The sequence below is a fragment of the Microbacterium longlingense genome, assembly GCF_058349825.2.
This window is the reverse complement of sequence record NZ_JBYRJA020000007.1, coordinates 83,556-110,156: the sequence shown is the minus strand read 5'-3', so window position 1 is coordinate 110,156 and position 26,601 is coordinate 83,556. Positions and strand designations below refer to the sequence as shown.

The window sequence follows — 26,601 nt, the reverse complement described above, 5'->3', positions numbered from 1 at the left end:
AACGGATCTCGGCCGCGGAGGGGGAACCGGCGCTCGCCACGCCGGCCCCGGTCACCGCGATGACGGCGCGTGCAGGAGCTCCCGCGCCTCGGCGGCGCTCCCCACGGCCCCGGCCCAGCGGCCGAGCTGAGCGGGGATCACCGGCGGGACGCGGTGGAATGTCGCGCGCTCGCCGACGAGGGCGGCTGCGCGCTCGACCAGCCGGTGCGGCGCGCTCGCGAGCCCGCCGCCGATCACGATGGCGCCGGGATCGACCAGCGCGAGCAGGGTGAGGATCGCCTCGGCCAGCGCTTGCGCTGCACGTTCGACGACCCCCGCCGCCGCCGGATCGCCGGCCTCGTAAGCGGCGAGAAGATCCTTCGGGGACCCCGCGCCGCCGGCCCGGTGCCAGGCGGCGCGCAGCGCTGGTGCGCCCACGATCGTCTCCAGGCACCCGCGGCGCCCGCACGCGCACGGCGCCCCGCCGGGGTCGACCACGATGTGCCCGAGCTCGCCGGCGATGCCGTGGGCGCCGCTCTCGACGGCGCCGTCGACGATGTGCGATCCGGCGATGCCCGTGCCGAGAGCCAGCGTGAACACATCGCGCTGTCCCACGCCGGCACCCCAGCGGGCCTCCGCGACGGCAGCGGCTCGGCCGTCGTTGACGACCGAGACGGGAACGCCCAGCCGGTGGGCGAGCCCCGGCCCGAGCGCACAACCGTCGAGGGCGGGGAGGTTCGCCGCGCGCAGCACGATGCCGGATGCCTCGTCGACGGTCCCGGCCACGGCGACGGTGACGGCTGCCAGGTCGGTGCCGGCCGCGGCGCCGGCCGCGATCGCGGCGAGCCCGGCGACCGGATCGTCGCCCGGCGTCGGCGCACTGCCCTGCGCCAGAGCGTCGGGCAGGCCGGAACTGGCATCGGCAGGGGACAGTCGGAATTTGACGCTCGAGCCCCCGACATCGAGACCGAGCACGGTGCGCTGCGTCATCGAGCGGCACCGCCGGTGCTCGATGCGCACGCGCGTACCGCCGCGGCGATCAGCGCGGCGGCGGCCGGGTCTGCGACCTCGTAGGAACCGACGCCGTCCGCCTCGGCGGACCCCAGACTCACCCCGCTGCGGTCTGTCACGGTGCGCTTCGCGGAGAAATGGATGCTGCCGGCGCCGGTGGCCAGGATCTCCGGAACCGCCGCGGCCGAGACGCCGCCGCCGGCCATGATGTCGATCCGGTCGTCGGCGCGCGCGACGAGCGCGGCGATCACCTCCCGCCCGGCGAGAGCCGTCGTGGCGCCACCGGAGGTGAGCACACGGTCGGCGTCCAGCTCGATCAGCGCGTCGAGCGCGGCGAGCGGATCGGCCGCGACGTCGATCGCGCGGTGCACGGCGAAGCCGGCGTCCCCCGTGGCGTCGCGCAGGCGGCGCATCTGGTCGCGGTCGAACGCTCCGGCCTCATCGAGGCAGCCGACCACGACGCCCGCCGCGCCCGCCGCCACGGTGGCGCGCACGTCGTCGGCCATGACAGCCACCTCGTCAGCCGTGTAGCGGAAACCGCCCGGTCGAACCCGGATCAGGGCGTGCACCTCGACGGCACCGCCGGCCGCGGCGACAGCGTGCTCGACGGTCGCGATCGACGGTGTCAGACCGCCCAGCGCGAGCGCCTGGCACAGCTCGACGCGCCGAGCGCCGATCCCGGTGGCCACGCGCACGTCGGCCGGGCCCTGCGCGATGAGCTCCAGGGCGATGTCACGGTTCATGCGGGGCTCCCGACCTGCAGGCGCAGCCGTCGGCGTTCGGCCTGCTGCACTGGATCCGGCACCGGGACCGAGGCGAGCAGCTGCTGTGAATAGGGGTGCGTCGGCCGCAGCAGGACGTCGTCCGTGCTGCCGAGCTCGACGATGCGGCCCGCGCGCATCACCGCGACGCGATCGGAGAACTCGTGCACGACGGCCAGGTCGTGGCTGATGAACAGGCAGGCGAAGTTCATCCGCTCCTGCAGGGCGCGCAGCACCTCGAGCACCGCTGCCTGCACCGAGACGTCCAGGGCGCTGGTCGGCTCGTCGGCGATGATGAGCTCCGGTTCGAGGGCGATCGCCCGGGCGAGGCCGATGCGCTGGCGCTGGCCTCCGGAGAGCTCGTGCGGGTAGCGGCGCGCATAGGCCGCAGGCAGCTCGACCGCCTCGAGCAGCTCTGCGACGCGCGCGGCGCGCTCCCGTCGCGCGAGCGGACGGGCGGCGCGCTGCACGATCAGGGGCTCGGCGATCGCCTCACCGATCGTCGTGCGCGGGTCCAGGCTCGACCCGGGGTCCTGGAAGATCGCTCCGACGCGTCCGCGCAGCCGCCGTTCCGCGCGTCCGCGCAGGCCGCCGCGCCCCAGGCGCTCGCCGAAGAGCCGCAGTTCGCCGCCCGACATCGGCGCGAGCCCGAGCGCGACGCGCCCGAGCGTGGACTTGCCGGACCCCGACTCCCCGACGAGGCCGAGGATCTCGCCGGGAGCGATCTCGATGCTCACCGCATCGAGCGCGGTGAAGCTCTTGCCGGCCTTGCGGTAGGTCACGCTCGCCTCGCGCAGCGACAGCACGGCGGCGGCGACCCGGCCGGGATCCGGGGTCGCGTCGGGGGTGGTCGCCGCGGGAAGCGCTGCGACCTCCGGCAGGCGTGGCACCGCGGCGAGAAGGCGCTCGGTGTACGCGGCCTCTGGCTGCTGCAGCACGCGCTGGGTGGTGCCGACCTCGACCATGTCGCCGCGGTACATCACCGCGACACGGTCGGCCACGTCGGCCACGACGCCCATGTTGTGGGTGACGAGGAGGAAAGCCGTGCCGCGCTCGGCGGCGAGGTCGCGGATGAGGTCGAGGATCTCGGCCTGTACCGTCACGTCCAGGGCGGTGGTCGGCTCGTCGGCGATGATGAGCTGCGGTTCGCAGGCCAGGGCGATCGCGATGACCACGCGCTGGCGCTGTCCGCCGCTCATCTCGTGGGGGAAGCCGGACGCCCGGCGCTCCGGCTCGGGGATCCCCACGCGGCGCAGCAGCTCGACGGCGCGCTGGTGCGCTTCGGAGCGGGTGCTGGCGCCGTGGTTGAGCAGCGCCTCGGCGATCTGGTCGCCGATCCGCATCGCGGGGTTCAGCGCGGTCATCGGCTCCTGGAACACCATGGAGATCTCGCGGCCGCGCACGCTGTTCAGCTCCGCCTCGCTGAGCGCTGTCAGCTCGCGGCCGGCCAGCGCGATCGAGCCGGACACCGTCGCGGTGGAGGGCAGCAGCCCGAGGATCGCCATCGCGGTGACGGACTTCCCCGACCCGGACTCGCCGACCAGCGCCAGCACCTCGCCGGAGCGGATCTCCAGGTCGATGCCGGTGACGGCCTCGACGGGGCCGTCGTCGGTGCGGAAGGTGACCGAGAGGTCGCGTACGGACAGCAGGGGGGTGGCCGCGTTCATCGGTCGCGTCCCTTCACGTCGAAGAAGTCGCGCAGGCCGTCGCCGATCGCGTTGAAGGCGACGACGATGAGCACGATGCACAGGCCGGCGGGGAAGATCAGCCACCAGCCGCCGGAGTACGTGTACTGCATCCCGCCGGTGAGCATGGCGCCCCAGTCGGTGGCCGGCTTCTGCAGGCCCATGCCCAGGAACGAGACATATGCGACGAGGAGGATCGCGTCGGCCACCTGGAAGGTGGCGTTGACGACGATCGTGCCGACCGTGTTGGGCACGATGTGGCGAAGCACGGCGCGGGAATGGGTCCCGCCCATCGCACGGAGCGCGAGGACGTACTCGCGCGACTTCAGCGAGATCGACTCTGCGCGCACCAGGCGAGCCGGAACCAGCCAGGAGACCAGACCGATCACGAGGATCATCAGCGGGACGCTGGGCTGCATGATCGCCGAGAGGATCAGCAGCAGGAAGGTCGCCGGGATCGCGATGCCCGCGTCGACGATGCGCATCATGATCGCGTCGACGGGTCCGCCGATATAGCCGGAGAGCGCGCCCCACAGGGTGCCGATCACGGTGGCGAGCACGCCCGCAGCGAGGCCGATCAGGATCGAGACCTGCCCGCCGATCATGAGCCGGCCCAGCACGTCGTAGCCGACATCGTCTGTGCCAAGCGGATGCCCGGGAGAGCCGGGAGGCAGCATCGCGTTCTTCAGGTCGGTGTGCACCTGGTCGGTCGGATGCACGAGGGGTCCGAGGAAGCAGAAGACGATGAACAGGACCAGGATCGCGAGCCCGAACATCGCGAGCCGGTTCTGGCGGAAGCGGCGCAGGCCGCGGCGCAGGGGCGTCGCCGACGCGCCGGCCGCGGAAACAGTGGCGGTCGTCATGACAGCTCTCCTCGGGTGCGCGGGTTGAGCAGGGCCTGGGCGAGGTCGGCCAGGAGCGAGCCGACGACGGTGGCGATCGCGATGACCATCACGCAGCCGAGCAGAACCGGGTAGTCGCCGGTCTGGGCGCTGGTCCAGAAGAGCAGCCCCATGCCGGGGTAGTTGAAGAGCGACTCGACGACGATCATGCCGCCGAACATCACGGGCAGGTAGTACCCGAGCATCGCGATGACGGGGGTGAGGGAGTTGCGCACCACGTGGCGGCGCACGACGACCGCCATCGGCGTGCCCTTCGCGCGCGCGGTGCGCACGTAGTCCTCGCTGAGATTGTCGATCGTGGCAGAGCGCATGTAGCGCGAGATGGTGGCGATGATGCCGAGCGCCGCCGTGGCCACCGGCAGGACGAGTCCCGCGGGGTTGGCGAGGACCTGTCCGACCGTGTCGCCCTGGGGGGCCAGGGCGGGCACCCAGCGCAGCCACTGGGCGAAGACGATCACCAGGATCAGGCCGAGGAAGAACGACGGCGTCGAGTAGATGACGAAGTTCCACGTGGTCAGGACGTAGTCGCCGATCTTGCCGCGACGCACCGCCTGGTAGATGCCCATCGGGATCGCGATGACCAGCGCGACGAGCATCGAGATGAGGGCGAGCACCATCGTCTTCGGCAGACGCTGGCCGATCGCGTCGGCGACCGGGCGGTTCAGCTTGAACGAATCGCCCAGGTCGCCGACGGCGAGCTGCGAGAGGAAGACGAGGTACTGCTGCCACAGCGGCAGGTCATAGCCGTGTTCGGCGTTGAATGCGTCGATCTGCTCCTGTGTGGCCTGCATGCCCAGGATCCCGAGAGCGGGGCCCTCCGGCATGGCCAGGTGAAGCAGCGCGAAGACGATGAGGGTCACGATCAGGATGACCACGACGCCCTGAAGGAGGCGTCTGGCCAGGAATCGCCATATTCCGAAGCGATTGCCGATCGCCGGCTTCGTGCTCCGCGCTGCTTGCACCATGTCTTGCCTTACTCGTCGGTGACCGCGCTCAGTCGGTCCAGGACCAGCGCTGCGGGAAGAACGACGCACCCGGGTCCTGGTGCGCCACGTCGAGGCCGTCCTTGATGACCGAGACCTGGTAGACCGGGTTCGGCATCCACATCACGGGCAGGTCGACCGCCAGCAGCTCGGAGTACTTCTGTGCGACCTCGGTGTCGGTCGACGCGGTCATCTGGTTGATGAGCGCCTCGGCCTCGGGGTTGTCGTACTGCCCGGCGTTCCACTTCGTCTCCTTCGCGAAGACGCGCTCACCGGTCGGGTAGGCCGGGAAGTACCACGAGCCGGCCGTGCCGAAGAAGGTGAGCTCCCACGTGCAGGAGGTCGACCCCTCTGCCTTGCAGGACTGGGCCTCGGTGAGCACCGAGTCCAGCGGCTTGGCGTCGATCGTCATCTTCACGCCGGCCTTGGCCAGCGACGACTGGATCTCCGCCATCATGTTGTCGGTCTCCTGCGAGCCGTTCTGCGTCGTCACGACGATCTCGGCGGTGTGGCCTGCCGCGATCCCCTCGCCGCACTGCGCGTCGCCCGTGCCGGGGTCGGTGCACTCGAAGATGCCGTCGGCGTTCTTGGTCCAGCCGTGGCTGCTGAACAGCTCCTCGGACTTCTTCAGGTCGAACGGGTAGGGGTTGTTCTTCTGCACGTCCGAGAGGAACGCGGAGTCCTGGGTCTGCGGCACGGGGCCGTAGTCCGGGGTGGCGGCGCCGTGCCAGACGACCTCGGAGATGGTCTCCTGGTCGATCGCGTGCTGCAGGGCCTGACGCACGTACAGCTGCTGGTAGAAGGCGCCCTTCTCCGGGTTGGCGAAGTTGTAGGGCATGTAGGTGATCGACCAGCCGGCCCAGGGCTCGACCCGGTAGCCGAGGTCGACGAACTGCTGCTCGCTGGTGAGCTGTGCGCTGGTGATGTATCCGTAGTCCACCTCGCCGGCGCGGACGGCGTTCATCTCGGCGTCGGCGGAGGTGAAGGGCAGGAACGTCACGGTGGTGATCGAGGGGGTGTCCTCGCCGGTGTAGTTCTCGTTGGCGACCAACTGGACCTCGCCGGAGTCCGACCAGCTCTTGACCTGGTAGGGGCCGGAGACGGTCTGCCACAGCTCGTTCGTGGCGTAGGTCTTCATGTCCTTCGCCTCGGAGAACAGGTAGTCGAAGACCTCGACGGCCGTGGCGGCGTCGCGGTCGAAGTCACCGATCTCGCCGTCGGTACTGGTCTTGTCCCACGCGTGCTGCGGCATGGGGTAGACCAGGCTGAGCTGGTTGGCGAGGAGGAACTCCTCGTTGTAGACCTGATCGAAGGTGAGGGTGAAGGTCTTGTCGTCGACGATCTCGAACGCCGTGATGTTGTCCGGGATACGGCCGGCGGAGTAGCCGCCGGTCTTCTCGGCGTTGAAGCGCACCAGGTTGTACCAGAACTCCACGTCGCGCGCGGATACCGGAACGCCGTCGGACCAGGTCAGATCGGCCAGGGTGATGGTGACCGAGAGGTGGTCGTCGCTGAAGGTGTACTCCTTCGCAGCGGATGCCTTCTGGTCCCACTCCATCGCGCCGCTGGTGCCGTTGTACTCGAACAGACGCGGCCACATGGTGGCCTTGATGGCGCTGTTGTGCGTGGCCATCGTGTCGGGGCTCGAGATCGGCAGGATCCAGTTGGGTCCGGTGCCGGCGGGCAGGGCATAGCTGACGGAGTCGGGGACGGAGCCCTCCGATCCACCCGCCGGCGTCGTGTCGGATGCGGTGCATCCGGTCACGACGAGAGCGGCAGCGGCCATCAGGCTCAGTGGTGCGATCAGGCGTCGCGTCGCTGAAGTGCGCATAAAACCTCCTTGTTTGTCCATCGCGCGAGAGCAGGTTGCTGCAATCTCGATGTCGTACTTCATGGTGCACGAAGTAAGTGCAATTAATAACGCAAAGTTATTACGGCTTTGTAACTAACTTAATCTAATAACGAACGAACTGACGAAGAGAGTCAGCCGAACAGGCGGGCGCCCAGGTCAGGATCCGTGTCGAAGCGATCGAACGGGAACATCGGGCGCTGGATGCGCTGGTGGCCGAGGCGCTCGAGCTCCTGATCCACGCCGCCGGGGGTCAGCGCGAGCGTCCAACCGCGCTGGAGATCGTAGAGCGTCGGCTCCAGGTAGCCGATCTTCGTCACGACGATCTGGGCGGTATGCGGATCCAGGCCGATCGCCGTGAAGTCCGCGACGTCGTGGTAGGCCTTGCGATACTCCGTCACGATGGCATGCAGGCCCCCCACGCGGATCACGACGATCTCCCCGGCGTCCACATCGCCGGTATGGCGGCTGTGAAGCACGCCGGTGATGGTGACGGGGCCGTGCGGCCCGTCATCGACGCGCGCCCCGGCGGTGATGGTCACGGTCTCGCCGACCTCGTGAGCGCGCAGGCGTGCGATCGCCTCCTGATCGAAGATCGAGCCGACCAGGACGGTGGGGGCGCCCTCGGCCGTGAGGCGCGGATCCTGGAGCAGCTGTGCGAGCGTCCAGGTGACGTCCCCGGTGCCGCCGGCGCCGGGATTGTCCCCGGAATCGCTGATGAGATAGGGGATCTCGGTTGCTGCGAGTCCGGCGTCCACGCCCTCGGCGAGGGTCGCGGGCGGTCCGACGAACGCGAAGTCGTCCCGGGCGTCCCAGAAGGCGCGCCCCAGTTCCTCCGCGGCCGCGGTGATCGCGGCGTCGTCCTCGCCGGTGACGACGACGACGCCGTGGCAGCGCGGTTCATCCGCCCAGGCATAGCCGATCCAGATCGCCGCGTCGGTCACGCCGGGGCGCTGCTCGACCTCGTCGATGCGGGCGTACAGGCTCTTGGCCGGCTCGACGCGCGTCGAGGTCTTCTCGCCGGGCAGGAGGATCGGCACGGTCACGTGCGCCCGGCGCGGGGTGACGCCGCGCTGGAGGGCGTCGACCAGGTTTCGGATCGCTCTGTCGCGCGTCTCCCAGGTGTCCTCGTGGGGCGCGAGGCGGTAGCAGGTGATCAGGTCGACCTGCGAGACGAGGGCGTCTGAGACGTTGCCATGCAGGTCCATCGACGCCGAGACGACGGTGTTCGTGCCGATCACCTCGCGGATCGCGGTGATCAGATCGCCCTCGGCGTCGTCCATGCCGTCGACGCTCATGGCGCCGTGGATGTCGAAGAAGAGCCCGTCCAGCGGCGCCTGCGCGACGAGGTCGCGCAGGCCGTCGAGGATGCGGGTCTTGATCTCGTCGTAGACCTCGCGCAGCACGGCACCGCCGGGGATCGATCGGGCGTAGTAGACGGGGAGCCAGTGCGCGGCGTCCGCGAGCGGGCCCTCACGCAGCGCGGCGTAGCGCTGGACCAGTGCGTCGCCTTCGACGCGCTGGAAGTCGCGCGCTCCGGCGCGGTGGGGAGAGAAGGTGCTGGACTCGATCGCCATGCCGGCGATCGCGATACGGGGAAGGGGGCGGTCGATCACGCGACCCAGCTTAGGTCAAAGAAGAAGAAACTAACTAGTGAATTTGATAAACACCGCTTAGTTTATTGTTTATCGGAGTTAGTTGGGGTGATCTGCGCATCCACGCGCTCCGGTCCCAGCAGCTCGGCCAGCAGCGCGTCGCCCATCCCCCGCGCGCCGCCGAGCGGCCCGCCCGCGGCGACGCTGATCTCCAGGAGGTCGGTCGACATCGGCAGGCACAGTGTGTAGATCGCCTGCCGGACACCGGCGACGAACGCCTCCGCCGTGGCGAGCTGGCCGCCCAGGGCCAGCACCTGCGGATTGAAGAAGTTCACGATGGTCGCCAGCACGTCTCCGGTGCGCTGACCCGCCTCGCGCAGCAGGCTGGTGGCCCGCGGGTGCGCGTCGGCCGCGAGGGCCAGCACGTCCTCGAGGTGGTTCACCTCGACGCCGGTCTCCCGCAGGGCGTCGACGATCGCCGATCCGCTGGAGACCACGTCCAGGCACCCCGCGCGGCCGCAGGAGCAGATGACCGGCGGAGCTCCGGCGATCGCGACGTGGCTGATGTCTCCGGCCACGCCCCGAAATCCGCGGTACAGCACGCCACCCGCGATGATGCCGCAGCCGATCCCGCTCCCGGCCTTGACGAAGACGAGGTCGTCGACCGATCGGTTCCGCGCCGTGCGCTCGCTCAGGGCGAGGGCGTTGGCGTCGTTGTCGACGTGGCAGGGCAGGCCGGTGATCTCGCGCAGCAGGTCGGCCACGATCACGCCGTTCCAGCCCGGCATGCGCATCGGGGCCAGGAGGCGGCCGTCGCGGGAGTCGACCGGGCCGGGCAGGCTCATCGCGATGCCCTCGATGCGCACCGGGACCGGCAGGGTCTCGGCGAGCTCCTGGGCGCTGCGCCACGTCTCGGCCAGGGTCGGCTCCGGCCCGTCGAGCAGCGACAGCGGCCGGATGAGGTCGGCGAGGACTTCGCCGCGTCGGTTCATCAGCACGATGGTGACGTGCCGTTCGCCCAGATCGGCGGCCGCGACGACGGTATCGCCGGTGCGCACCACGAGGCGGCGCGGCCGGCGGCCGCCCTGCGATGCGCCCTGGCCGGCCTCTTCGACGTAGCCGTGAGCGATCAGCTCGTCCACGCGCATCCCGACCGTCGACGCGCTCATCCCGGTGAGGCGGGCGAGGTCGGCACGGGACGACGCATCGCCGGTCCGCACCAGTCGGAACAGCTCTCCGGGACTCGGAGAATTCGTCGTCCGCATCGTCACACCTCTCTCTGACCGTTCCACGATAGAGGAGTTGGACCCGACTTCGGTCGATTTCGTAAGAAGAAGCAACGAATCTGAACCAAAGCCGGGGCCGCTGCGGGATCGAATCCGCAGCGGCCCCGGCCCTGTTCAGACCGGACGCGGCCCCGTCCGGGCCGCGCCTACAGGCCGAGCACCGCCCGGGCGATCAGGAAGTAGATGATCAGGCCCGTGGCGTCGACGAAGGTGGTGATGAACGGGTTGGAGAACACCGCGGGGTCGACGCGGATCGCCCGCGCGACCAGGGGCATGATCCCGCCGATCGTGGCCGCGACGGTGCATACCGCCACCAGGGTCAGCCCGATCACCAGTCCGACGCTCGGCTCATAGACCACGCTGGTGATCGCGAAGCCGATCCCGCCCAGCAGCAGGCCGAGCAGGGTGCCGGTGCGCAGCTCCCTGGTGAAGACCTTCATCACGTCGCGGGGCCGCACATCCCCGAGCGCGAGAGCGCGGGTGACGGTCGTGGCGGCCTGGTTGCCGGTGTTGCCGCCGGTGCCGATCAGCAGCGGAACGAACAGCGCGAGCACCGTCATCTGCTCGAGAGTCGCCTCGAACACCGACAGCACCTTGACGGTCAGCGTCGCCCCGATCGCGAGCACCAGCAGCCAGACCACCCGGGAGCGCACGATGCTCAGCACCGGCGTGGACAGATACGGGCGGTTCAGCGGCTCGGAGCCACCCTGCCGGGCCGCGTCCTCGCTCTCCTCGCGCTCGAGGATGCGCACCGCGTCATCGATCGTGAAGATGCCGACGAGCCGCGACTCGCTGTCCACAACAGGCAGCGCCAGCACGCCCAGGTCGGCGCAGCGCCGGGCGGCGACCTCGGCGTCCTCTGTTGCGAGCGCGGTGTGCGCGTCGTTCATGACGGCCTCGACGCGGGTGGGATCGTCGGCGCCGAGCAGGTCGCGCAGGGTCACCACGCCCACCACGCGACGCTCGTGATCCAGCACGGGCAGCGTATAGACGGTCTCGGCGTCGTGCACCCGCGGCCGCAGGCGCGTCAGCGTCTCGCCGACCGTGAGCTCCGGGTGGGTCGAGATCACCTCCGGGCTCATGCGTCGTCCGATGGACCTCTGCGGGTAGCCGAGCACCTCGGCGGTCAGCTGCCGCTCCCGCTCCGGCAGACCCTGCATGAGGCGGCGCGCGACGAGCGCCGGCAGCTCGTCCATCAGCCAGACGCGGTCATCCGGATGGAGGTCGGCGAACAGCGTCGCCACCTCGCTGTCCTTCAGCGCCTCCACCAGCTCCCCCTGGATCGACGGATCCAGGGCCTCGAACACATCGAGGGCCTGCTGCTTGGGCAGGAGCCGGTAGACGACCGCGCGCTGGCGCTGGTTCAGCCTTTCGATCACGCCGACCAACTGCCACGTGGTCAGCTTGCCGGCGGCTGCGGCCAGCCGGGTGAGGTCTCGGTCGTTCAGGGACTGCGTGATGGTGTCGATCACGGCGGTCGGTGCCTGTGCCTGCTCGTTCGTCATCGCAGGACTCTCTTTCTCGCATCGGGCACGCGTGGGCCTCTGGCGGGCACGACGATGCCGTGCCGCCGCGATCCACGGGGCGCCCTTTATGCCGACAGGGGAGGACTCGCGCCGGAAACCGCGCGAACCTCACCTGCCGCTCAGCGAGAGCTACGAGCGGGAGAGGAAGTTGGCGCGGTGCCCGGCCTATGACTATCTCCGGTCATCGGACACTCACCTCACTTCCCCATCCGCAGGACGAGCCCCGGTCCTCCGGCATCGTGCCGGGGATCAGAACAGGGCTCCCGCACCGAGGGTACCCGCCCGACCCGCTGGCGGCCAACTCGCCCCTTCCCCCTCTCCGGCTGTTCTGCCGTGAGGGGAAGGGGCTGTCCCGCGCCGGTGCGCGCCTCAGCTGTACCAGCTGGGCTGCGGCACCTCGCCGAGCAGCGCGAAGCGGCCCACCTCGTGCCGCTTGTAGGCGATCGGGTCGTGCAGGCTGTGCGTGCGCAGATTACGCCAGTAGATGTCCAGACCCACGCGGTTGGCGCTGGCCCTCGCGCCGGTGAGGTCGAAGATCTTCGTCGCCACATCGAGGCCGTCCTCGATGATGCGCAGCTTGGCGGCGGCGACGCGCACCGCGATCTCGCCGCGACGGCGCTCGGTGAGCTCTGCGCGCGGGGCATGCAGGACCGCGCTGATCTCCTGGTCGACGATATCGATCAGCGCCTCGTCCGCCCACACCCGTGAGCTGAGGTCGCCGTATCCCTCGAGCACGTAGAACTCCTCAGAGCCGCGCTGCTTGCCCTCGCCGCCATAGGGCCACGCGCGGGTGTGCTCGCGCGTGTACGCGGCGGCAGCCTGAAGAGCGCCCTGCGCGATGCCCAGATAGATGTTGTTGAACACCGCCTGCAGGGCGGGCACGTTGAGGGTGTTGTAGACGAGCGGCTGATACACGCGGTCGACGAAGCCGGCTGCGGCGGACCAGTCCACCCGGACATCACGGATCTCCACCGAACCGGACTCGGTCAGACGCTGGCCGAGGCTGTCCCAGTCGCCGCCGAACACGAGGCCTGGTTGATCGGCCGGCACGATCGCGAACACGTGGGTGTCCGTGCCGGCCAGCACGCCCTCGAGCACCACGAGGTCGGCCACACCCGCCCCGGTCGAGAACGACTTGCGGCCGGTGAACACGAGCTCGTCGTCGTCCTCGGTGATCACCAGATCGCTGTCGCGCGGGTTCACCGCACCGCCGAAGAACAGCGCCCCCGTGGTGTAGAGCTCCTCGACGGCGGCGATCTGCGCCTCTGTTCCCACCAGGCGCACCGCCCAGGCCCAGAGGTAGTGGTAGCCGAGCAGCTGCCCGATCGAGCCATCGGCGCGCGAGATGATCCGCACGATCCGGTTCACCACGTACCAGGGCAGCTCGGCCCCGCCGTGCGCGGCGGGGCCGAGCACGGTCACCAGACCGGCGTTCTTGAGCAGCTGCACCTCGGCGCGCGGCGAGGCCCCGGCACGGTCGCGTTCGACGGCGTCGGCGGCCAGGATGTCCGCGACCTCCTGGGCTCGCGCCAGCCAGTCGTCTGCGGTGCGGGGTCGGGGTGCGTCGGTCCAGCGGTCGAGCAGGCGGTCCGGCGCGTGGGTGAGGGTGGGGACGGGGGTGGACATGGGGTCTCCTCAGATGTCGGGGGTCTCGGTCGCCCGGGCGAGGGCGGGGTGCGGGGTCTGGCGACCGGCCCTGCGCTGCGCGGAGGTCAGCGCGGCAGAGCGGCGGCGCCGGTGCGGTCCAGCTCGGCTTCCAGCTCGGCCTCCAGCTCGCGGACGATCGGGATGACCTGCTCGCCGAAAGCCTCCAGCTCCTCCTGGAAGTGGAGGAAGCCGAGGAGGAACAGGTTCACGCCGCGCTTCTTGTACTCCACGATGCGGCGCGCGACCTGCTCCGGGGGGCCGAACAGCTGGGTGCGGAAGCCGTCGTTGTACTGCACGAGGTCCTCGAACGCGGAGTCGGCCCACATCCCCTTCCGGTCGTGGGTGGATGCCCCCGCCTGCTGCACGGAACGGCGGAAGCCCTCGACCGACTCGGCGTCGGCCTGGGCGATGATCTCGCGCAGCTGCTCACGCGCCTCCGCCTCGCTGTCACGGACGATCGCGAAGGCGTTGAGCCCGAAGCGCACCGTTCGGCCGTGTTCCGCGGCGACCCGGGTGACCTCGTCGTACTGCTCGGTGAAACCGTCGAAGTCCTTGCCGTTGGAGAAGTACCAGTCGGCGTGGGCGCCGCCGTTGAAGCGGGCGGCGGTGGAGTTGCCGCCCTGGAAGATCTCGGGATGCGATCGTCCCGGCACCGGGTAGGGGCCGGGACGCAGGGTGAAGTCGTTGACGCGGTAGAAGTCGCCGTGGAACTGCACGTTCTCCTCGGTCCACAGCCGGCGAACGACCTCGATGAACTCCGCGGCGCGGCGATAGCGCTCATCGTGCTCGAGCCAGGGGAGGCCCAGCTTGGTGTACTCGTCCTTGAACCACCCGGAGACGACGTTGATCGCGGCTCGTCCGTGCGAGAACTGGTCGGCGGTGAGGATGAACTTGGCCAGTACCGCCGGCTCCCACAGCCCGGGATGCACGGCGGCGATGACCTTCAGCCGTTCGGTCGCCAGGAGCAGCGCGAGGCTCGTGGACGTGGACTCGTGCTGTTGCGCTGCGCCGTAACTGGACAGGTAGCGCACCTGGCTCAGCGCGTACTCGAATCCGACGCGCTCGGCGGTCTGCGCGAGGCGGACGTTGTAGTCATAGTCCCAGCCGGTGCGCTGCTCGATGGTCGAGACAACGAGGCCGCCGGAGACGTTGGGCACCCAGTACGCGAACGTCAGTGGTTCGCGGATGGTGGATGGCTCGGACATGGTGGTCACTCCCTGAGGGCTGGCGGTTGGCGGGCGATGGATGGCGGGCAGCGGATGGGGACCGTGGCCGGCCGGGACAGGTATCCCCCTCGCCGCGGCGGCTCGGACGGGTCTGGCTCCTGACGGCACTATTCGGAGCGGCTGGGGGTGCTGTCAACCATCGGCAGCGCGTGTTACCCGGTATTGCCGCGTGTTGCGCTGTGGGCCGGATCATGACGTCACACAGGCGCTCACCCGTGAGCGGGGCGCGGTCAGGCGCTAGCGTGCGGAGAGCCGATGCCGGTGCTGCGAGAGGGCCGGGCTGCGAGAGGACGGAAAGCACATGACCCAGGTTCTGGAGAGTCGTCGCGATGACGTGTCGCTCGGTGCAGACGACGACGAGCTCGCGGCGCGTTTCCGCCCGATCTTCGCGCGCATCGCGGCCGGGGCGGTCGAGCGGGAACGGGAGCGCAGGCTGCCGCGGGAGGAGATCGAGCTGCTCAAGAGGGCAGGGTTCGGCGCCGTGCGGGTTCCGCGGGCGTTCGGCGGCGCCGGGGCCTCGCTGCCGCAGCTCATCGAGCTGCTCGCCGAGCTCGCCGCGGCGGACTCCAACATCCCGCAGGCGCTGCGCGGTCACTTCGCCTTCGTCGAGGACCGCCTGAACCAGCACGTCACGAGCGATCAGTCGGCGTGGTTCGCGCGGTTCGTGGCGGGGGACATCGTCGGCAACGCCTGGACGGAGGTCGGAGACGTGCTGGTGGGCGATGTGGGCACCCGTGTCTCCGCCGACCCGGACACCGGCGGTCTGGTGGTCACCGGAGCGAAGTACTACAGCACCGGCAGCATCTTCGCCGAGTGGCTCGACGTCTATGCCGCGCGCGCGGAGGACGGCGTGCCGGTGATCGCGATCGTCGACGCGCGGCAGGATGGCGTGACGATCAGCGACGACTGGGACGGCTTCGGTCAGCGCACGACGGGTTCCGGGACCACCCTGCTCGCGGGTGCCCGCGTCGAGCCGGAGAACATCACCGTGTTCGCCGACCGCTTCCGCTATCAGACCGCGTTCTATCAGCTCGTCCATCTGGCCACGCTCGCCGGCATCGTCGATGCCGCGGCGCGTGAGGTGGCCGAGCACGCCCGGCTGCGCAACCGGGTCTTCAGCCACGGCTCTGCGGCCCGCTGGGGGGACGATCCGCTGGTGCAGCAGACCGTCGGGGTCGCCACAGCGCAGGCGTTCGCCGCTCGTGCGATCGCCGTGCGCGCCGCCGGATCCGCGCAGGACGCCTACCTGGCGCACTTCCGGGACGACCCGGATGCCGAGGAACGGGCGAATCAGCGGGCGGAGCTGGACTCCGCGCAGGGGCAGATCGTGCTCGTCGATATCGCGCTGGAGGCCACCAGCAAGCTGTTCAACGCGCTCAGCGCCTCCGCGGCGTCGGAGGCGAAGAAGCTCGACCGGTTCTGGCGCAATGCGCGCACCGTCTCCTCGCACAACCCGGTGATCTTCAAGGAGCGCATCGTGGGCGACTGGGCGATCAACGGCACCCCGGTGCCCTATGTGTGGGCGATCGGCGCGCAGCGGCCGGAGACCGTGGGGGCCGCGTCGTGAGTGCGTCATCGCCACGGGTGTACGTCGTCCATGAGAACCCGGATTGGTTCCCGCCGCTGCGGGCGGCCTTCGCTGCGGAGGGGGTGCCGGTCGAGGAGGTGCTGGTCACCGCGGATGCGGCCGGCATCATCGACCTCGACGCGGTGCCGGCCGACGGCGTCTACTGGTCGCGGCTGAGCGCCTCGGCGCACACCCGCGGCAACGACCGGGCCAAGGAGCACGGGCGCGCGCTGCTGCGCTGGCTGGAGTCGCATGGGCGCCGGGTCGTCAACGGCAGCGCGGTCCTGGAGCTCGAGGTGAGCAAGGCGGCGCAGCACGCGCTGCTGCGGTCTCACGGTTTCGATGTGCCCAGAACGGTCGCCGTGCCGGGCCCGGCCGGGTTGATCGAGGCAGCACGGGCGTTCCCCGCGCCGTTCATCGTCAAGCACAACCAGGGCGGCAAGGGCCTGGGGGTGCGGCGGTTCGACGATCACGGGGCGTTCGCCGACTACGTGACAGGGCCCGCGTTCGAGGAACCGGTCGACGGCATCACCCTCGTGCAGGAGCTTCTGGTGGGCAGCGAGCCGTTCATCACGCGCGCCGAGTTCGCCGGCGGGCGCTTCCTCTACGCGGTGCGTGTCGACACCTCGGGGGGCAGTTTCGAGCTGTGCCCCGCCGAGGCGTGCGCGATCCCGGATCCCGCCGAGGCCGGCGACGCCTGCGTGCTGGACGGCCCGGCCGAGCTGTTCTCGCTGCGCGCGGAGATCACCGCGGAGCACCCGTTGATCCGCCGCTACGAGGCGCTGCTGGCGGCGGCCGGCGTCGAGATCGCGGGCATCGAGTTCATCGAGACCGACGATGGACGCACGGTGACGTACGACATCAACACCAACACCAACTACAACCCGGAGGTCGACGCTTCGGCGCCCGTCTCCGGCCCCCGCCGCATCGCCCGATACCTGGGCGACCTGCTGGGGGAGCAGAGCGGCGTGGCCGGCGGGGAATCGCGGGAGGCGGCATGAGGTTCGGCTACTGGACGCCCATCTTCGGGGGCTGGCTGCGCAACGTCGCCGATGAGGGTGTACCGGTCGACGTCGGTTACACCCTGGAGCTGGCCCGGTTCGCGGAGAGCCACGGCTTCGACCTCACGCTCGTGCCGGAGCTGAACCTCAACGACATCAAGGGCATCGATGCGCCGAGCCTGGAGGCCTGGACGGTGGCCACGGTGCTCGCCGCCGGCACCGAGCGCCTGGAGATCATGACGGCGGTGCGTCCGGGCTTCCATCTGCCGGCCATCACGGCCAAGCAGGTCGCCACGCTCGACGCCCTGAGCGGCGGACGGTTCAGCCTCAACGTCGTCTCGGCGTGGTGGGCGCAGGAGGCGGCCCAGTACGGCGGCATCTTCAGTGCGCACGATGATCGCTACGCGCGCACCGAGGAGTTCGTGGCCGTCCTGCGGGGCCTCTGGGAGCGCGACGGGTTCGGGTTCGCCGGGGACCACTACCGCATCGAGGACGCGTACCTGCAGCCGAAGCCCGCGCGTCAGCCTGTCGTGTACGCCGGTGGCGAGTCGCCAGCGGGCAAGGCGTCGATCACGCGGTTCGCCGACGCCTACGTCACCCACGGGGGCACTGTCGAGGAGCTGCGCACCAAGATCGATGAGATGCGCGGGCGCCGGGCCGAGGCCGGGCTCTTGCCGCTGCGGCACGTCGGCATGGCCGCGTACATCATCGTGCGCGACACCGAGGCAGAGGCCCTGGCCGAGCTGGATCGCATCACGGATGTCGCCGAGGGGCCGGCATATGAGTCCTACCGGGATTTCATCTCCAAGTCGCAGCTGGAGCATGCTCCGGATCTCCGGGACTACTCGGTGTCCAATCGCGGGCTGCGTCCGAACCTGGTCGGCACGCCGGAACAGGTGGCAGAGCGCATTCTCGCCTTCCAGGACGCGGGCGTCGACACCCTGCTGCTGCAGGCCTCCCCGGTGCGGGAGGAGCTCGAGCGCGTGGCGCGCGACGTGATCCCCCTCGTCAACGGCGCGGGCAGCGCCCCCGTCACCGCGGCATCCGTCCCGGCCGCTGTCTCGGCCGGTCTCCCCGCCCGGTGAAAGCAGGGTGATGCCCGCCGGCTGGGGACGCTCGTTAGGGTGGAAAGCGCATTGAGGGAGGAAAGTCGATGGATCCGCTGACATCACTGGCTCTGACAGCGCTCATGCTCGCCGTCATGGCGTACCTCGTCTATCTCGCCGTGCGCAAGGGCGTGCGAGACGGGATGAGAGATCACGATGAGCAACGCGCCGAAACGCGATCAGACGGGCTCGGAGAAGACGGCCGGCACTGAGGGTCGGATCGTGCTGGTCGCGGCGGAGGGTGTGGCGAATGTGCGGATCGGCGACGCGGAGAAACGCACCCATGACGACAAGCGGCACGGCAGGGAACGGCAGGGAACGGCAGGACGACATTGTTTGCGGCGGCGGAGACCGGGACCGGACACGTTAGCGGCGCGGTCAAGCCCAAGCATCGCTGGCACGAGTTCCTCGCGTTCCTGCGGCAGCTCGATCGCGCTTACCCGGAACAGCATCACCGAATCCGACACTTGATACGGTGCTCCGCATTCTCTGGTCGTTGGAGCTTCCCCCGCCCGGCAGCTGGACATCGCCGGCGTCATGCCTGCCTCGTCCTCCCGCGTCTGTAGTGTGTCTCGCATGGGAACAGCGGAGGAAGGACCCGTCGTTGTCGTGAAGCTCTGGCCGGAATGGTGGTCCGGCCGCATGCTTCTTACCGGCCTCGAGCTCTCTCCCGATACTCGACACCGTCTCCGAGAATGGAATGAAGTCTGGGAGACAGTGCTTAATCCGATCTCAGAGATTCGTTGGCCCGATATCGAAGTCGGCCGCGCTTGGTATCAAGAAGGCCTTGATCTCGTGCGCACAGTCCAGCGAGAGGTCGGGCCTCGATTCCGCATTGTCAACGGCTTCTCCGCCTATAATCCGGAGAACGAGCCGACTGGATCATAGGCACGTGTCGACGTGCGGCGAGATGGATTCTCTTCGTGCTACACGCGCGCCGACGCGTATGAGACACCACTCAGGTACGCGGTGAAAAATGTGTAATTTGAGCGCGAAACCACGGTATTCGCGTCGTCTGGATCACCATCCCAGAGCGTCAATGCCGGAGCCGGAGAACTCTCCGTAGCCAGTTCTCCCGAATCACCAAACATTTAGGAACTAACGACCCGCGACACTAGGCGCCGGGAACCAGCAGGCCGCTCTCATAGGCGAGGATCACGAGCTGTGCGCGGTCGTGGGCAGCGACCTTGGCCATGATGCGGTTGACGTGCGTCTTCGCGGTGTGCGGTGAGATGAACAGCTCTGCGGCGATCTCCTGATTCGACCGCCCCCGGGCGACCAGCAGGAGCACCTCGCGCTCCCGCTCCGTCAGGGTGTCGAGCTCGGGCCGCGCGGCGGCGCTCGGTGCTGCGCCGGGGCCGGCGACGTATCGCGTGATGAGGCTCCGGGTCGCCGCGGGCGACAGCAGCGCGTCGCCCGCGTGCACAGCCTGCACGGCGCGGGCGATCTCCTCGGGCTCCGCGCCCTTGCCGAGGAAGCCGCCCGCACCGGCACGCAGTGCGGCGAGGACGTACTCGTCCTCCTCGAAGGTCGTGAGGATCAGCACCCGGGTGTCGGCGTTCTCCGGCTCAGCGCAGATGCGCGCGGTCGCCTCGATGCCATCGACCAACGGCATCCGGATGTCCATGAGCACCACGTCCGGACGCAGGATGCGCGCCTGCTCGACCGCTGCTGCCCCGTCGACGGCCTCCCCTACGACGTCGATGTCGTCGTGGTCGCTCAGGATGTCTGTGACGGCCTGGCGAATGAGCGCCTGGTCGTCGACCACCAGCACCCGGATCATGTGCGGTCCTCCCGTCGCAGCGGCAGTCGGGCGGCGAGGGTGAAGGCCCCGTCCGAGATTCCCGCCGTCACCGATCCGCGCACTGCTGCGACGCGTTCGCGGATGCCGGTCAGCCCGAGCCCGCCGCTGGGCGGCTCCGGCTGGTTGCGGGTCCTGTTGGAGATCGGATTGATGACCGTCACGGTCACCGCGGTGTCCTCCGCGACGATGCGCACGACGGCCCGCCGACCGGAGCCGTGCTTGTGCGCATTGGTCAGGCCCTCCTGCGCGATGCGGTAGACGGCGCGGCCGAGCGGCGCCGGTACGCGATCCAGTGCTCCCGCGCGCTGCAGGTCGACGCGCAGCCCGGCGTCGGAGACCCGCGCGACGAGAGCGTCGAGGTCGTCGAGCCCCGGCTGGGGCGGTGCGGGCTCCGCGTCGGCGCGCAGGTAGCGCAGCAGGTCGCCGATCTCGGCCAGCACCTCGCGTGAGGCGGTGCGGATGGTGCCCAGCGCCGTCCTGGCCTTGTCCGGACGGCCTTCGAGGGCATGAGAGGCGACCCCGGCGCTCAGGCTGATCACCGAGATCTGGTGCGCCACGGTGTCGTGAAGGTCCTGTGCGATGCGCAGGCGTTCCTCGGCGACCCGGCGCTGAGCCTCGGCCTCGCGGGTGCGTTCCGCGCGTTCCGCCCGCTCGGTCGCGACCCGCAGGAACTCCCGGTGGGAGCGGGAGCTGTCGCCGAGAGCCGCAGCCACGGCGATCCCGGCGGCGATCTGGAACACCCGCGGGTCGATCACGCCGAAGTCGGCGACGGTGAGGCTGAGTGTGGCGACGACGGCGGTCGCTGCCCCTCCGGCGGCGAGCGTCGCCAGGCGTGACGTGCGTGCCCCCGTGCTGTACGCGGCGATCACCGCGACGATCCCGATGCCGGTCGCCGGCGTGCTCGCGACGACGGTGATGCCGTAGAGCACCACGCTGGCTCCCAGGGCCGGAATCGGCCAGCGCCGACGCAGCGGGATCATGACGAGCGCCGCGACGGTCAGCGCCGGGACGAGCATGCCGATGGGATCGTGCGGCATCGGAGGCCGCGGGCCCGGCACCAGTGAGGTGATGATCACCACCAGGCCGCCCAGCAGATCGCCCGCCCAGGCGGGCAGGCGCCAGCGTGCGTCTGACACACCGCGCGGCGGGGTCTCGGTGGCTGCCATGTGTTCATTCTGGTCGAGTGCTTGCGCGACCGGATCGCCCCGACGCGGCATCCGGCGTACCGCGTTCGCTGTACGGGCAATGCCTGCGCCAGGGCGACGCACCGGACGGGGCCGGCGGGAAGGCTGAAGGGGTGGGAGAGCGCGTCTCTCCCGGACAGAAGGAGTTCCCATGACCACTGCCAGCATCATCCTCGCCGCCGTCGATCTCGCGGCGGCTCTGATCCTCGTCCTCGGCGTGTACTACCGGCGCCACCGGCGGCGTGATCTGGTGGTCGCCTTCCTCGGCGTGAATGTCGGGGTCCTGGCGGTGGCGACGGTGCTCGGCACGGCAGAGGTCGGAGTGGGTCTGGGGCTCGGGCTGTTCGGGGTGCTCAGCATCATCCGGCTGCGGTCGACGGAGATCTCGCAGCGCGAGGTGGCCTACTACTTCGCCGCGCTCGCGATGGGGCTCATCGCGGGTCTGGCGACGACCAGCGTCGCGCTTCCGGCGGCACTGATCGTCCTCGTGGTGGCGGTGATGTGGTTCGCCGACCACCCGGCGCTGCTCGCACGGAGCCGCCAGCAGGTGGTCCGCCTCGACCGTGCCATCGCCGATGAGCAGGAGCTGCGCGCCGAGCTCGGGCAGCGCCTGGGCGGAACCGTCACCGCGCTGACCGTGCAGAGTCTGGACCTCGTGAACGACAGCACGCTCGTCGACGTCCGGTACCGGATCCCCGCCCCGGTCGGGCATGCCGCCGTGCCGGGGCATAGCGGCACCGGTTCGCGGGACGCCGCGCCGCCCCGCATCGCCCGCGCGGATGCTGCGCGTGCGGTGCTGCGTGACGAGGCCAGGGCGGAGTCCCTGTCATGACCACGCTGCTTCCGCTCGCGGGTCTGCGGGCGGTGTCGTTGGACGAGCTGGTGGGGGCGGCAGCACTGATGACGCGGGTCGACCGGAAGTATCTGATTCCCGCGCACGACGCGCGGGCGATCCTGCGCGGCATCGACCAGCGCACCGGTGTCCTGGAGATCGACGGCGTGCGGGAGTTCCGCTATGACTCGGTCTACTTCGACACCGCAGACCATCTGGCCTATCGGCTGACCGCCCAGCGCCGCCGTCGCCGATTCAAGCTGCGCACCCGCAGCTATCTCGACACCGGCGGCTGCTTCCTCGAGGTGAAGACCAAGAACGGGCGCGGCAGTACGATCAAGCAGCGGATCGCCTGGGATCCGGCCGACCGGGCGCGACTGACGGCAGCGGGCCGTGCGTTCGCTGCCGGGATCCTCGGCGACCAGGGGCATGACCCCGCGATCGTCGACCGGCTGCGGGCTTCACTGGTGAGTCGTTATCGCCGGGCCACGCTCCTGCTGCCGGACGGCAGCCGCGCCACGGTCGACGTCGATGTGGAATGGGCGGACGCCGCAGACCGCCGCACCCGGCTCCGCGACCACGTGATCGTCGAGTCGAAGTCGCCTGGAGGTGCGAGCTGCCTGGACAGGGCGCTCTGGCGCACGGGGCATCGGCCGAGCGGCATCAGCAAGTTCGGCACCGGCACGGCTGCCCTGCGCCCCGACCTGCCGCGCAACAAATGGGCGCGCAGCCTCAGCGGCCCCCTCGCGTCGGCAGACGTTGGCGTCCCGCGCCCGCGCAACACCGATCATGTCCGCACCACCGCCGAAGCACGGAGAACATCATGAAACGTCCCGCCCTGATCCTCACCACCGCAGTCCTGGCCACCGGCGTCCTGCTCGCGGGGTGCTCGGCAGAACCGGTGGCGTCGGCGTTCGGTGCCGCCGCCACGCAGGCCCCGGCAGCCACCCTGACCGCGGCCGCGGGCGATCTCGCGCCCGAGGCCGTCATGGCGGAGAACGCCGACTACACCACGGTCAACACCGACGAGTGGGACGAGGCGGATGCGGTCGACGTCGTGCTCGCCGGCGACACGGCCACCGGCGGCGGGGACGGTGTCACCGTCAGCGGCTCGACCGTGACGATCACCGCCGCCGGCGTGTACCGGCTCAGCGGAGAGCTGAGTGGCCAGGTCGTGGTGGCTGCGCCGGACGACGCACTGGTGACGATCATCCTCGACGGCGTCGACATCGCCAATGACGCCGGCGCGGCCATCGACATCCAGACGGCAGACGATGCGGCGATCCACCTTGCTCCGGGCAGCGTCAACAGCGTCGCCGACACCGCAGAGTACGCCGCAGACGCCGAGGCGAACGCAGCGATCTTCTCGGCAGAGGATCTCACCATCAGCGGCAGCGGCTCCCTGACCGTCACCGGAAACGGCAACGACGGCATCACGTCGAAGGACGACCTGGTCATCCTGGGGGGCTCCCTCGACGTCACGGCGGCCGATGACGGCCTCCGCGGCAAAGACGCCCTCGTCGTCGAGGGCGGCGAGGTCCGGGTCTCGGCGGGCGGTGACGGGCTGAAGAGCGACGGTGACGATGGAGCCGCCGACATCGACGCCACGCGCGGCTACATCCTCATCGCGGACGGCACGGTCGACGTCACCGCCGGCGATGACGGGCTCCAGGCCTTCACCGATGTGGTGGTCGCCGGAGGACGCGTCACGGTGTCCGTCGTCGACGACGGCCTGAAGGGCGAGGCCGTGGTCTCGATCGGGGAGGCTCCGGACGGCCCGGTGACCGCGGTCACGGTCGTGGCCTCGACCGAGGGCATCGAGGCGGCGAACATCGGTATCGGCGGCGGCACGGTCGACGTCACCGCGACGGATGACGGCCTCAATGCATCGGGGAACGCCGAACTGCAGGCGCTGCTGACCGGGACGACTGCCGCCCAGGGGCGAGAGGGATTCGGCGACACCGGTGAACGACTCGAGATCAGCGGCGGGAATGTCCGTGTCGACGCGGAGGGCGACGGGCTGGACTCCAACGGCACCCTGACGATCAGTGGCGGCACCATCGTGGTGAACGGCCCCACGATGGGCGGCAACGGATCGCTGGACGCCAACGGCGAGCTCTCGGTCACCGGGGGAACGCTCGTGGCGCTCGGCCCCGGGAGCATGGAGCAGACACCGAGCGCGGACGCGCAGGGATGGGTGCTCGTGAGCGCCCAGCTCGCGGCAGGACAATCGGTCTCGGTCATCGACGAAGCGGGCGATGTGATCGCGGATGTCACCGTGGCCAAGAGCGCCAGCAGCCTCATTCTCTCCTCACCGGATGTCCGTGCCGGGGAGACCTACGCGGTGGTCGCCGATGGGCAGACGCTCGGCAGCGCCGTCGCCGGAGAGGGCGGCATGAGCGGGATGGGCGGCATGCCCGGCGGTTTCGGAGGCGCGCCCGGCGGTGATGCGGGTTTCGGGGGAGCGCCCGGCGAGGGCGGCCCCCGGCCGGGCTCCGGCGCTCCGGAAGAGCCGGCGGAGTAGGCGGACGCCCGTCCGCCGGGTGCTCTGTCAGGCCGCTCCCGGCCGGGAGGCGGTCTCGCGGAAGACCCGGCCGATCCCGATGCCGAGCTGCGTGGTCTGCATCCACAGGGCGAACCGCTGCAGCGGCCGCAGGAGGAAGGCCAGGACCGGTATCCGGCGACGAGCGGGGTGGCGCTCCCAGGCGACCGAGACCACGAGCTGGGTCCCCCCGGAGGCCGGTTCGAGCTCGACCGAGATGCGCTGCTTGTTCGCACGCGGGCAATCGGGCAGCGACAGCCGCCACGTGATCGTGCGCGGCTCATCGCATCGGAAGAGCTCGATGCGTCGGCGCCGCTGATCGGCGCGCACGGCCAGCGGTTTGCCGTCCGGACGGTGCTCCCGCGCCGTGCCGAACCATGCGGCACCGGGCGCGGGTTCGGCGGGCGGGTCGATGATCGTGCCGAGCGCGGCGTTCCACTCCGGCATCCGCGCGGGGTCGCTCAGCAGCGCCCATACCCGGTCGGCGGGTGCCGGCGCGAAAGCGGTCCCGCGCCGTTCCAGGGCGTCGCGGGAGGCCGGCGTCGGGTGTGCGGGAATGCGCTGCGCCTCGGCGAGGCGCGAGCGCACGGTCTGCGTCGTCGTGCCGCAGCGGCGCAGCAGCTCCTCGATCAGCCCGCTGGGCTCGTCCAGGAGCTCGTTCAGGACGGCGGCGGCGTCTGCGCCGCTGTTGCCGGCACGGCGGATGATCGCGAGGGCGCGTTCGCCCCACGTGTAGTCGCCGGTCTCGTGGAAGACGATGGGTCCCGGCGGCGGATCGGCGACGACGCCCAGGGATGCGAGCTGGTCGGCGTGCTGCCGTTCGAGCGCTCCGCGGGCGGCGTCGAGCGTGACGCCGAGGCCGCGCAGCACCTGCCCGGCGGTCTGCTCGCTCACGGTCAGGGCGAGCAGCATGTGGTCGATGTCGGCGGTGCGCTGGCCATAGCGCGATGCCTCCTCCATCGCGATCAGGGAGAGGTTGTGGCCGGTGGCGGCCATGTCGACGAAGCGGCTCATGAGCTCCTCCGGGGGACGGGGATGGTCTGGTCGATGCGCTTGGCGTACTTCTTGTGCACGGCCTGGCGGGTGACGCCGAGGGCGTCGGCGACGCCCTGCCAGGTCATCCCGGCGCGCAGCCCTGCCTCCACCTGCGCGAGCTCCAGGCGTTCGGTGAGGGCGCGCAGGGAGGCCACCGCGCGCAGGCCGGCACGCGGATCGCTCGTGTCTGCGGCGGTATTAGCAACCTGGGTTGACTCCATGGTGTCAACGCTAGGTGCTGGGGGGACCACTGTCAACGAGGGTTGCTTGATGGCCTCTTGGCGCGCGGCGAGACGCGCCGGAGGCTGGCGCGGGCCCGTCGCGCCGCCGGCCCGATTAGCCTGAATGGATGGGAACCGCCGCTGCCCCCAAGGGTCCCGATCGCCGTGTCGGGCTGACCCCGACGAAGATCGTCGACCAGGCGGTCGAGCTCACGCGTGGTCGCGGGCTGCACGCCTGGACGGTACGCGACCTGGCGGCGGCTCTCGATGTTGCCCCCTCCGTGATCTACCACCACATCGGCGGCAGGCCGGAGATCATCCGCGGCGTCATCGAGCGTCTCGCCGGGCACCTCGACCCGCCGGATCCTGCCCAGCCCTGGCAGGACGTCTTCCGCGGCTTCCTGCTGGACATCTACCCGATGCTGCGCGAGTTCCCCGGCTCGGCCAAGTGGCTGATGATGCACGGCCCCTCCTTCGCGGCGGTGCGATCGCACTTCGACATCGGCGTCTCCAAGCTGGCCGAGGCCGGGTTCGATCGCCCCGCGATGGTCTACGCGATGCTGGTGAACTCCGCGGTCATGACGGTGATGATGGGCGACGAGCGCCTGGAGAGCGGTGAGGACGGCCCGCGCGATCACGCGGCGATGCGGCGGGAGTTCGAGGCGCTCCGGGGCGAGAGCGCCGGCATGGGGCGCATGATCGACGAGGTGATCGCGCCGCTGTCCGACGACCCGGACGGGGCGGGGCGCGCGCTGAACGCGGAGTACTACCGCATGCTGATCGACGCGCTGATCGCCGGGCTCGAGTCGCGCCTGCCCTGATCCGGCCCCGCGGTCGCAGACTTGCAGGTTAGGTAAGC

At 70.2% G+C, this 26,601-nt stretch carries 24 protein-coding genes; 9 read left to right on the top strand and 15 right to left on the bottom strand.

All coding sequences use genetic code 11. The annotated features are described in order from the left end of the window. Positions 1 to 51: 51 nt before the first annotated feature. From AC3RXY_RS11585 to sfnG, 11 genes are all read right to left on the bottom strand, one after another. Positions 52 to 969, bottom strand: coding sequence for an ROK family protein (locus tag AC3RXY_RS11585; protein ID WP_491511082.1), 918 nt, complete (start codon positions 967 to 969; stop codon positions 52 to 54). Next, the gene (locus tag AC3RXY_RS11580; protein WP_491511081.1) at positions 966 to 1,733 is read right to left on the bottom strand and encodes a copper homeostasis protein CutC; all 768 of its coding nucleotides are present in this window, start codon (positions 1,731 to 1,733) and stop codon (positions 966 to 968) included. The genes AC3RXY_RS11585 and AC3RXY_RS11580 overlap by 4 nt, the downstream gene beginning before the upstream one ends. Then, positions 1,730 to 3,418, bottom strand: a complete 1,689-nt coding sequence (locus tag AC3RXY_RS11575) for a dipeptide ABC transporter ATP-binding protein (RefSeq protein WP_491511080.1) — start codon at positions 3,416 to 3,418, stop codon at positions 1,730 to 1,732. Before AC3RXY_RS11575 ends, AC3RXY_RS11580 begins: the two co-directional genes overlap by 4 nt. Continuing rightward, positions 3,415 to 4,299, bottom strand: a complete 885-nt coding sequence (locus tag AC3RXY_RS11570; RefSeq protein WP_491511079.1) for an ABC transporter permease — start codon at positions 4,297 to 4,299, stop codon at positions 3,415 to 3,417. The genes AC3RXY_RS11575 and AC3RXY_RS11570 overlap by 4 nt, the downstream gene beginning before the upstream one ends. Then, positions 4,296 to 5,303, bottom strand: a complete 1,008-nt coding sequence (locus AC3RXY_RS11565; protein WP_491511078.1) for an ABC transporter permease — start codon at positions 5,301 to 5,303, stop codon at positions 4,296 to 4,298. The genes AC3RXY_RS11570 and AC3RXY_RS11565 overlap by 4 nt, the downstream gene beginning before the upstream one ends. Positions 5,304 to 5,331: 28 nt before the next feature. Then, positions 5,332 to 7,152 (bottom strand): peptide ABC transporter substrate-binding protein, encoded by a 1,821-nt coding sequence (locus tag AC3RXY_RS11560; protein WP_491511077.1) that lies wholly within the window; start codon positions 7,150 to 7,152, stop codon positions 5,332 to 5,334. 152 nt (positions 7,153 to 7,304) lie between these two features. Beyond that, the gene (locus AC3RXY_RS11555) at positions 7,305 to 8,786 is read right to left on the bottom strand and encodes a M81 family metallopeptidase (RefSeq protein ID WP_491511076.1); all 1,482 of its coding nucleotides are present in this window, start codon (positions 8,784 to 8,786) and stop codon (positions 7,305 to 7,307) included. A gap of 62 nt (positions 8,787 to 8,848) precedes the next feature. Continuing rightward, positions 8,849 to 10,030, bottom strand: coding sequence for an ROK family protein (locus AC3RXY_RS11550; protein WP_491511075.1), 1,182 nt, complete (start codon positions 10,028 to 10,030; stop codon positions 8,849 to 8,851). 167 nt (positions 10,031 to 10,197) lie between these two features. Next, positions 10,198 to 11,556 (bottom strand): magnesium transporter, encoded by a 1,359-nt coding sequence (gene mgtE, locus AC3RXY_RS11545; protein WP_491511074.1) that lies wholly within the window; start codon positions 11,554 to 11,556, stop codon positions 10,198 to 10,200. Between the two features lie 390 nt (positions 11,557 to 11,946). Continuing rightward, positions 11,947 to 13,203 carry an acyl-CoA dehydrogenase family protein gene (locus AC3RXY_RS11540; protein ID WP_491511073.1) on the bottom strand — a complete coding sequence of 419 codons (1,257 nt, stop codon included), beginning with the start codon at positions 13,201 to 13,203 and terminating at the stop codon, positions 11,947 to 11,949. An 86-nt stretch (positions 13,204 to 13,289) separates the two neighbouring features. Continuing rightward, complete coding sequence (gene sfnG / locus AC3RXY_RS11535) at positions 13,290 to 14,429, bottom strand: dimethylsulfone monooxygenase SfnG (protein ID WP_491511072.1); 1,140 nt, start codon at positions 14,427 to 14,429, stop codon at positions 13,290 to 13,292. Between the two features lie 322 nt (positions 14,430 to 14,751). Between sfnG and AC3RXY_RS11530 the strand changes: the two genes are divergently transcribed. The 5 genes from AC3RXY_RS11530 (at position 14,752) to AC3RXY_RS11510 (ending at position 19,012) form a co-directional block, all read left to right on the top strand. After that, positions 14,752 to 16,017, top strand: a complete 1,266-nt coding sequence (locus tag AC3RXY_RS11530) for an acyl-CoA dehydrogenase family protein (protein WP_491511071.1) — start codon at positions 14,752 to 14,754, stop codon at positions 16,015 to 16,017. Next, positions 16,014 to 17,018 carry an ATP-grasp domain-containing protein gene (locus AC3RXY_RS11525; protein ID WP_491511070.1) on the top strand — a complete coding sequence of 335 codons (1,005 nt, stop codon included), beginning with the start codon at positions 16,014 to 16,016 and terminating at the stop codon, positions 17,016 to 17,018. Before AC3RXY_RS11530 ends, AC3RXY_RS11525 begins: the two co-directional genes overlap by 4 nt. After that, positions 17,015 to 18,103 carry an LLM class flavin-dependent oxidoreductase gene (locus AC3RXY_RS11520; RefSeq protein WP_491511069.1) on the top strand — a complete coding sequence of 363 codons (1,089 nt, stop codon included), beginning with the start codon at positions 17,015 to 17,017 and terminating at the stop codon, positions 18,101 to 18,103. The genes AC3RXY_RS11525 and AC3RXY_RS11520 overlap by 4 nt, the downstream gene beginning before the upstream one ends. A gap of 68 nt (positions 18,104 to 18,171) precedes the next feature. Then, the gene (locus AC3RXY_RS11515; RefSeq protein WP_491511068.1) at positions 18,172 to 18,336 is read left to right on the top strand and encodes a hypothetical protein; all 165 of its coding nucleotides are present in this window, start codon (positions 18,172 to 18,174) and stop codon (positions 18,334 to 18,336) included. Between the two features lie 325 nt (positions 18,337 to 18,661). Then, the gene (locus AC3RXY_RS11510) at positions 18,662 to 19,012 is read left to right on the top strand and encodes an immunity protein CdiI family protein (RefSeq protein WP_491511067.1); all 351 of its coding nucleotides are present in this window, start codon (positions 18,662 to 18,664) and stop codon (positions 19,010 to 19,012) included. A 226-nt stretch (positions 19,013 to 19,238) separates the two neighbouring features. On the opposite strand, the gene AC3RXY_RS11505 is transcribed toward AC3RXY_RS11510, so the two are convergent. Beyond that, the gene (locus AC3RXY_RS11505; protein ID WP_491511066.1) at positions 19,239 to 19,907 is read right to left on the bottom strand and encodes a response regulator transcription factor; all 669 of its coding nucleotides are present in this window, start codon (positions 19,905 to 19,907) and stop codon (positions 19,239 to 19,241) included. Continuing rightward, positions 19,904 to 21,094 carry a sensor histidine kinase gene (locus tag AC3RXY_RS11500; protein WP_491511065.1) on the bottom strand — a complete coding sequence of 397 codons (1,191 nt, stop codon included), beginning with the start codon at positions 21,092 to 21,094 and terminating at the stop codon, positions 19,904 to 19,906. Before AC3RXY_RS11500 ends, AC3RXY_RS11505 begins: the two co-directional genes overlap by 4 nt. Positions 21,095 to 21,263: 169 nt before the next feature. Here AC3RXY_RS11500 and AC3RXY_RS11495 point away from each other — a divergent pair, with 169 nt between their 5' ends. Genes AC3RXY_RS11495 through AC3RXY_RS11485 form a run of 3 tightly spaced genes read left to right on the top strand, consistent with a single transcriptional unit; the run spans position 21,264 to position 24,468 of the window. Further along, a complete protein-coding gene (locus AC3RXY_RS11495; protein WP_491511064.1) occupies positions 21,264 to 21,944 on the top strand; it encodes a DUF4956 domain-containing protein in 681 nt (226 codons plus the stop codon). After that, positions 21,941 to 22,771: a polyphosphate polymerase domain-containing protein gene (locus tag AC3RXY_RS11490; RefSeq protein WP_491511063.1), complete on the top strand. Its 831-nt coding sequence runs from the start codon at positions 21,941 to 21,943 to the stop codon at positions 22,769 to 22,771. Before AC3RXY_RS11495 ends, AC3RXY_RS11490 begins: the two co-directional genes overlap by 4 nt. After that, positions 22,768 to 24,468 carry a carbohydrate-binding domain-containing protein gene (locus AC3RXY_RS11485; RefSeq protein WP_491511062.1) on the top strand — a complete coding sequence of 567 codons (1,701 nt, stop codon included), beginning with the start codon at positions 22,768 to 22,770 and terminating at the stop codon, positions 24,466 to 24,468. Before AC3RXY_RS11490 ends, AC3RXY_RS11485 begins: the two co-directional genes overlap by 4 nt. A gap of 27 nt (positions 24,469 to 24,495) precedes the next feature. Here AC3RXY_RS11485 and AC3RXY_RS11480 read toward each other — a convergent pair whose 3' ends face one another. After that, complete coding sequence (locus AC3RXY_RS11480) at positions 24,496 to 25,500, bottom strand: SRPBCC family protein (protein ID WP_491511061.1); 1,005 nt, start codon at positions 25,498 to 25,500, stop codon at positions 24,496 to 24,498. Then, entirely contained in the window at positions 25,497 to 25,742 is a 246-nt protein-coding gene (locus tag AC3RXY_RS11475; RefSeq protein WP_491511060.1) for a hypothetical protein, read from the bottom strand. The genes AC3RXY_RS11480 and AC3RXY_RS11475 overlap by 4 nt, the downstream gene beginning before the upstream one ends. 128 nt (positions 25,743 to 25,870) lie before the next feature. Here AC3RXY_RS11475 and AC3RXY_RS11470 point away from each other — a divergent pair, with 128 nt between their 5' ends. Continuing rightward, entirely contained in the window at positions 25,871 to 26,563 is a 693-nt protein-coding gene (locus AC3RXY_RS11470) for a TetR/AcrR family transcriptional regulator (protein WP_491511059.1), read from the top strand. Positions 26,564 to 26,601 lie beyond the last annotated feature (38 nt).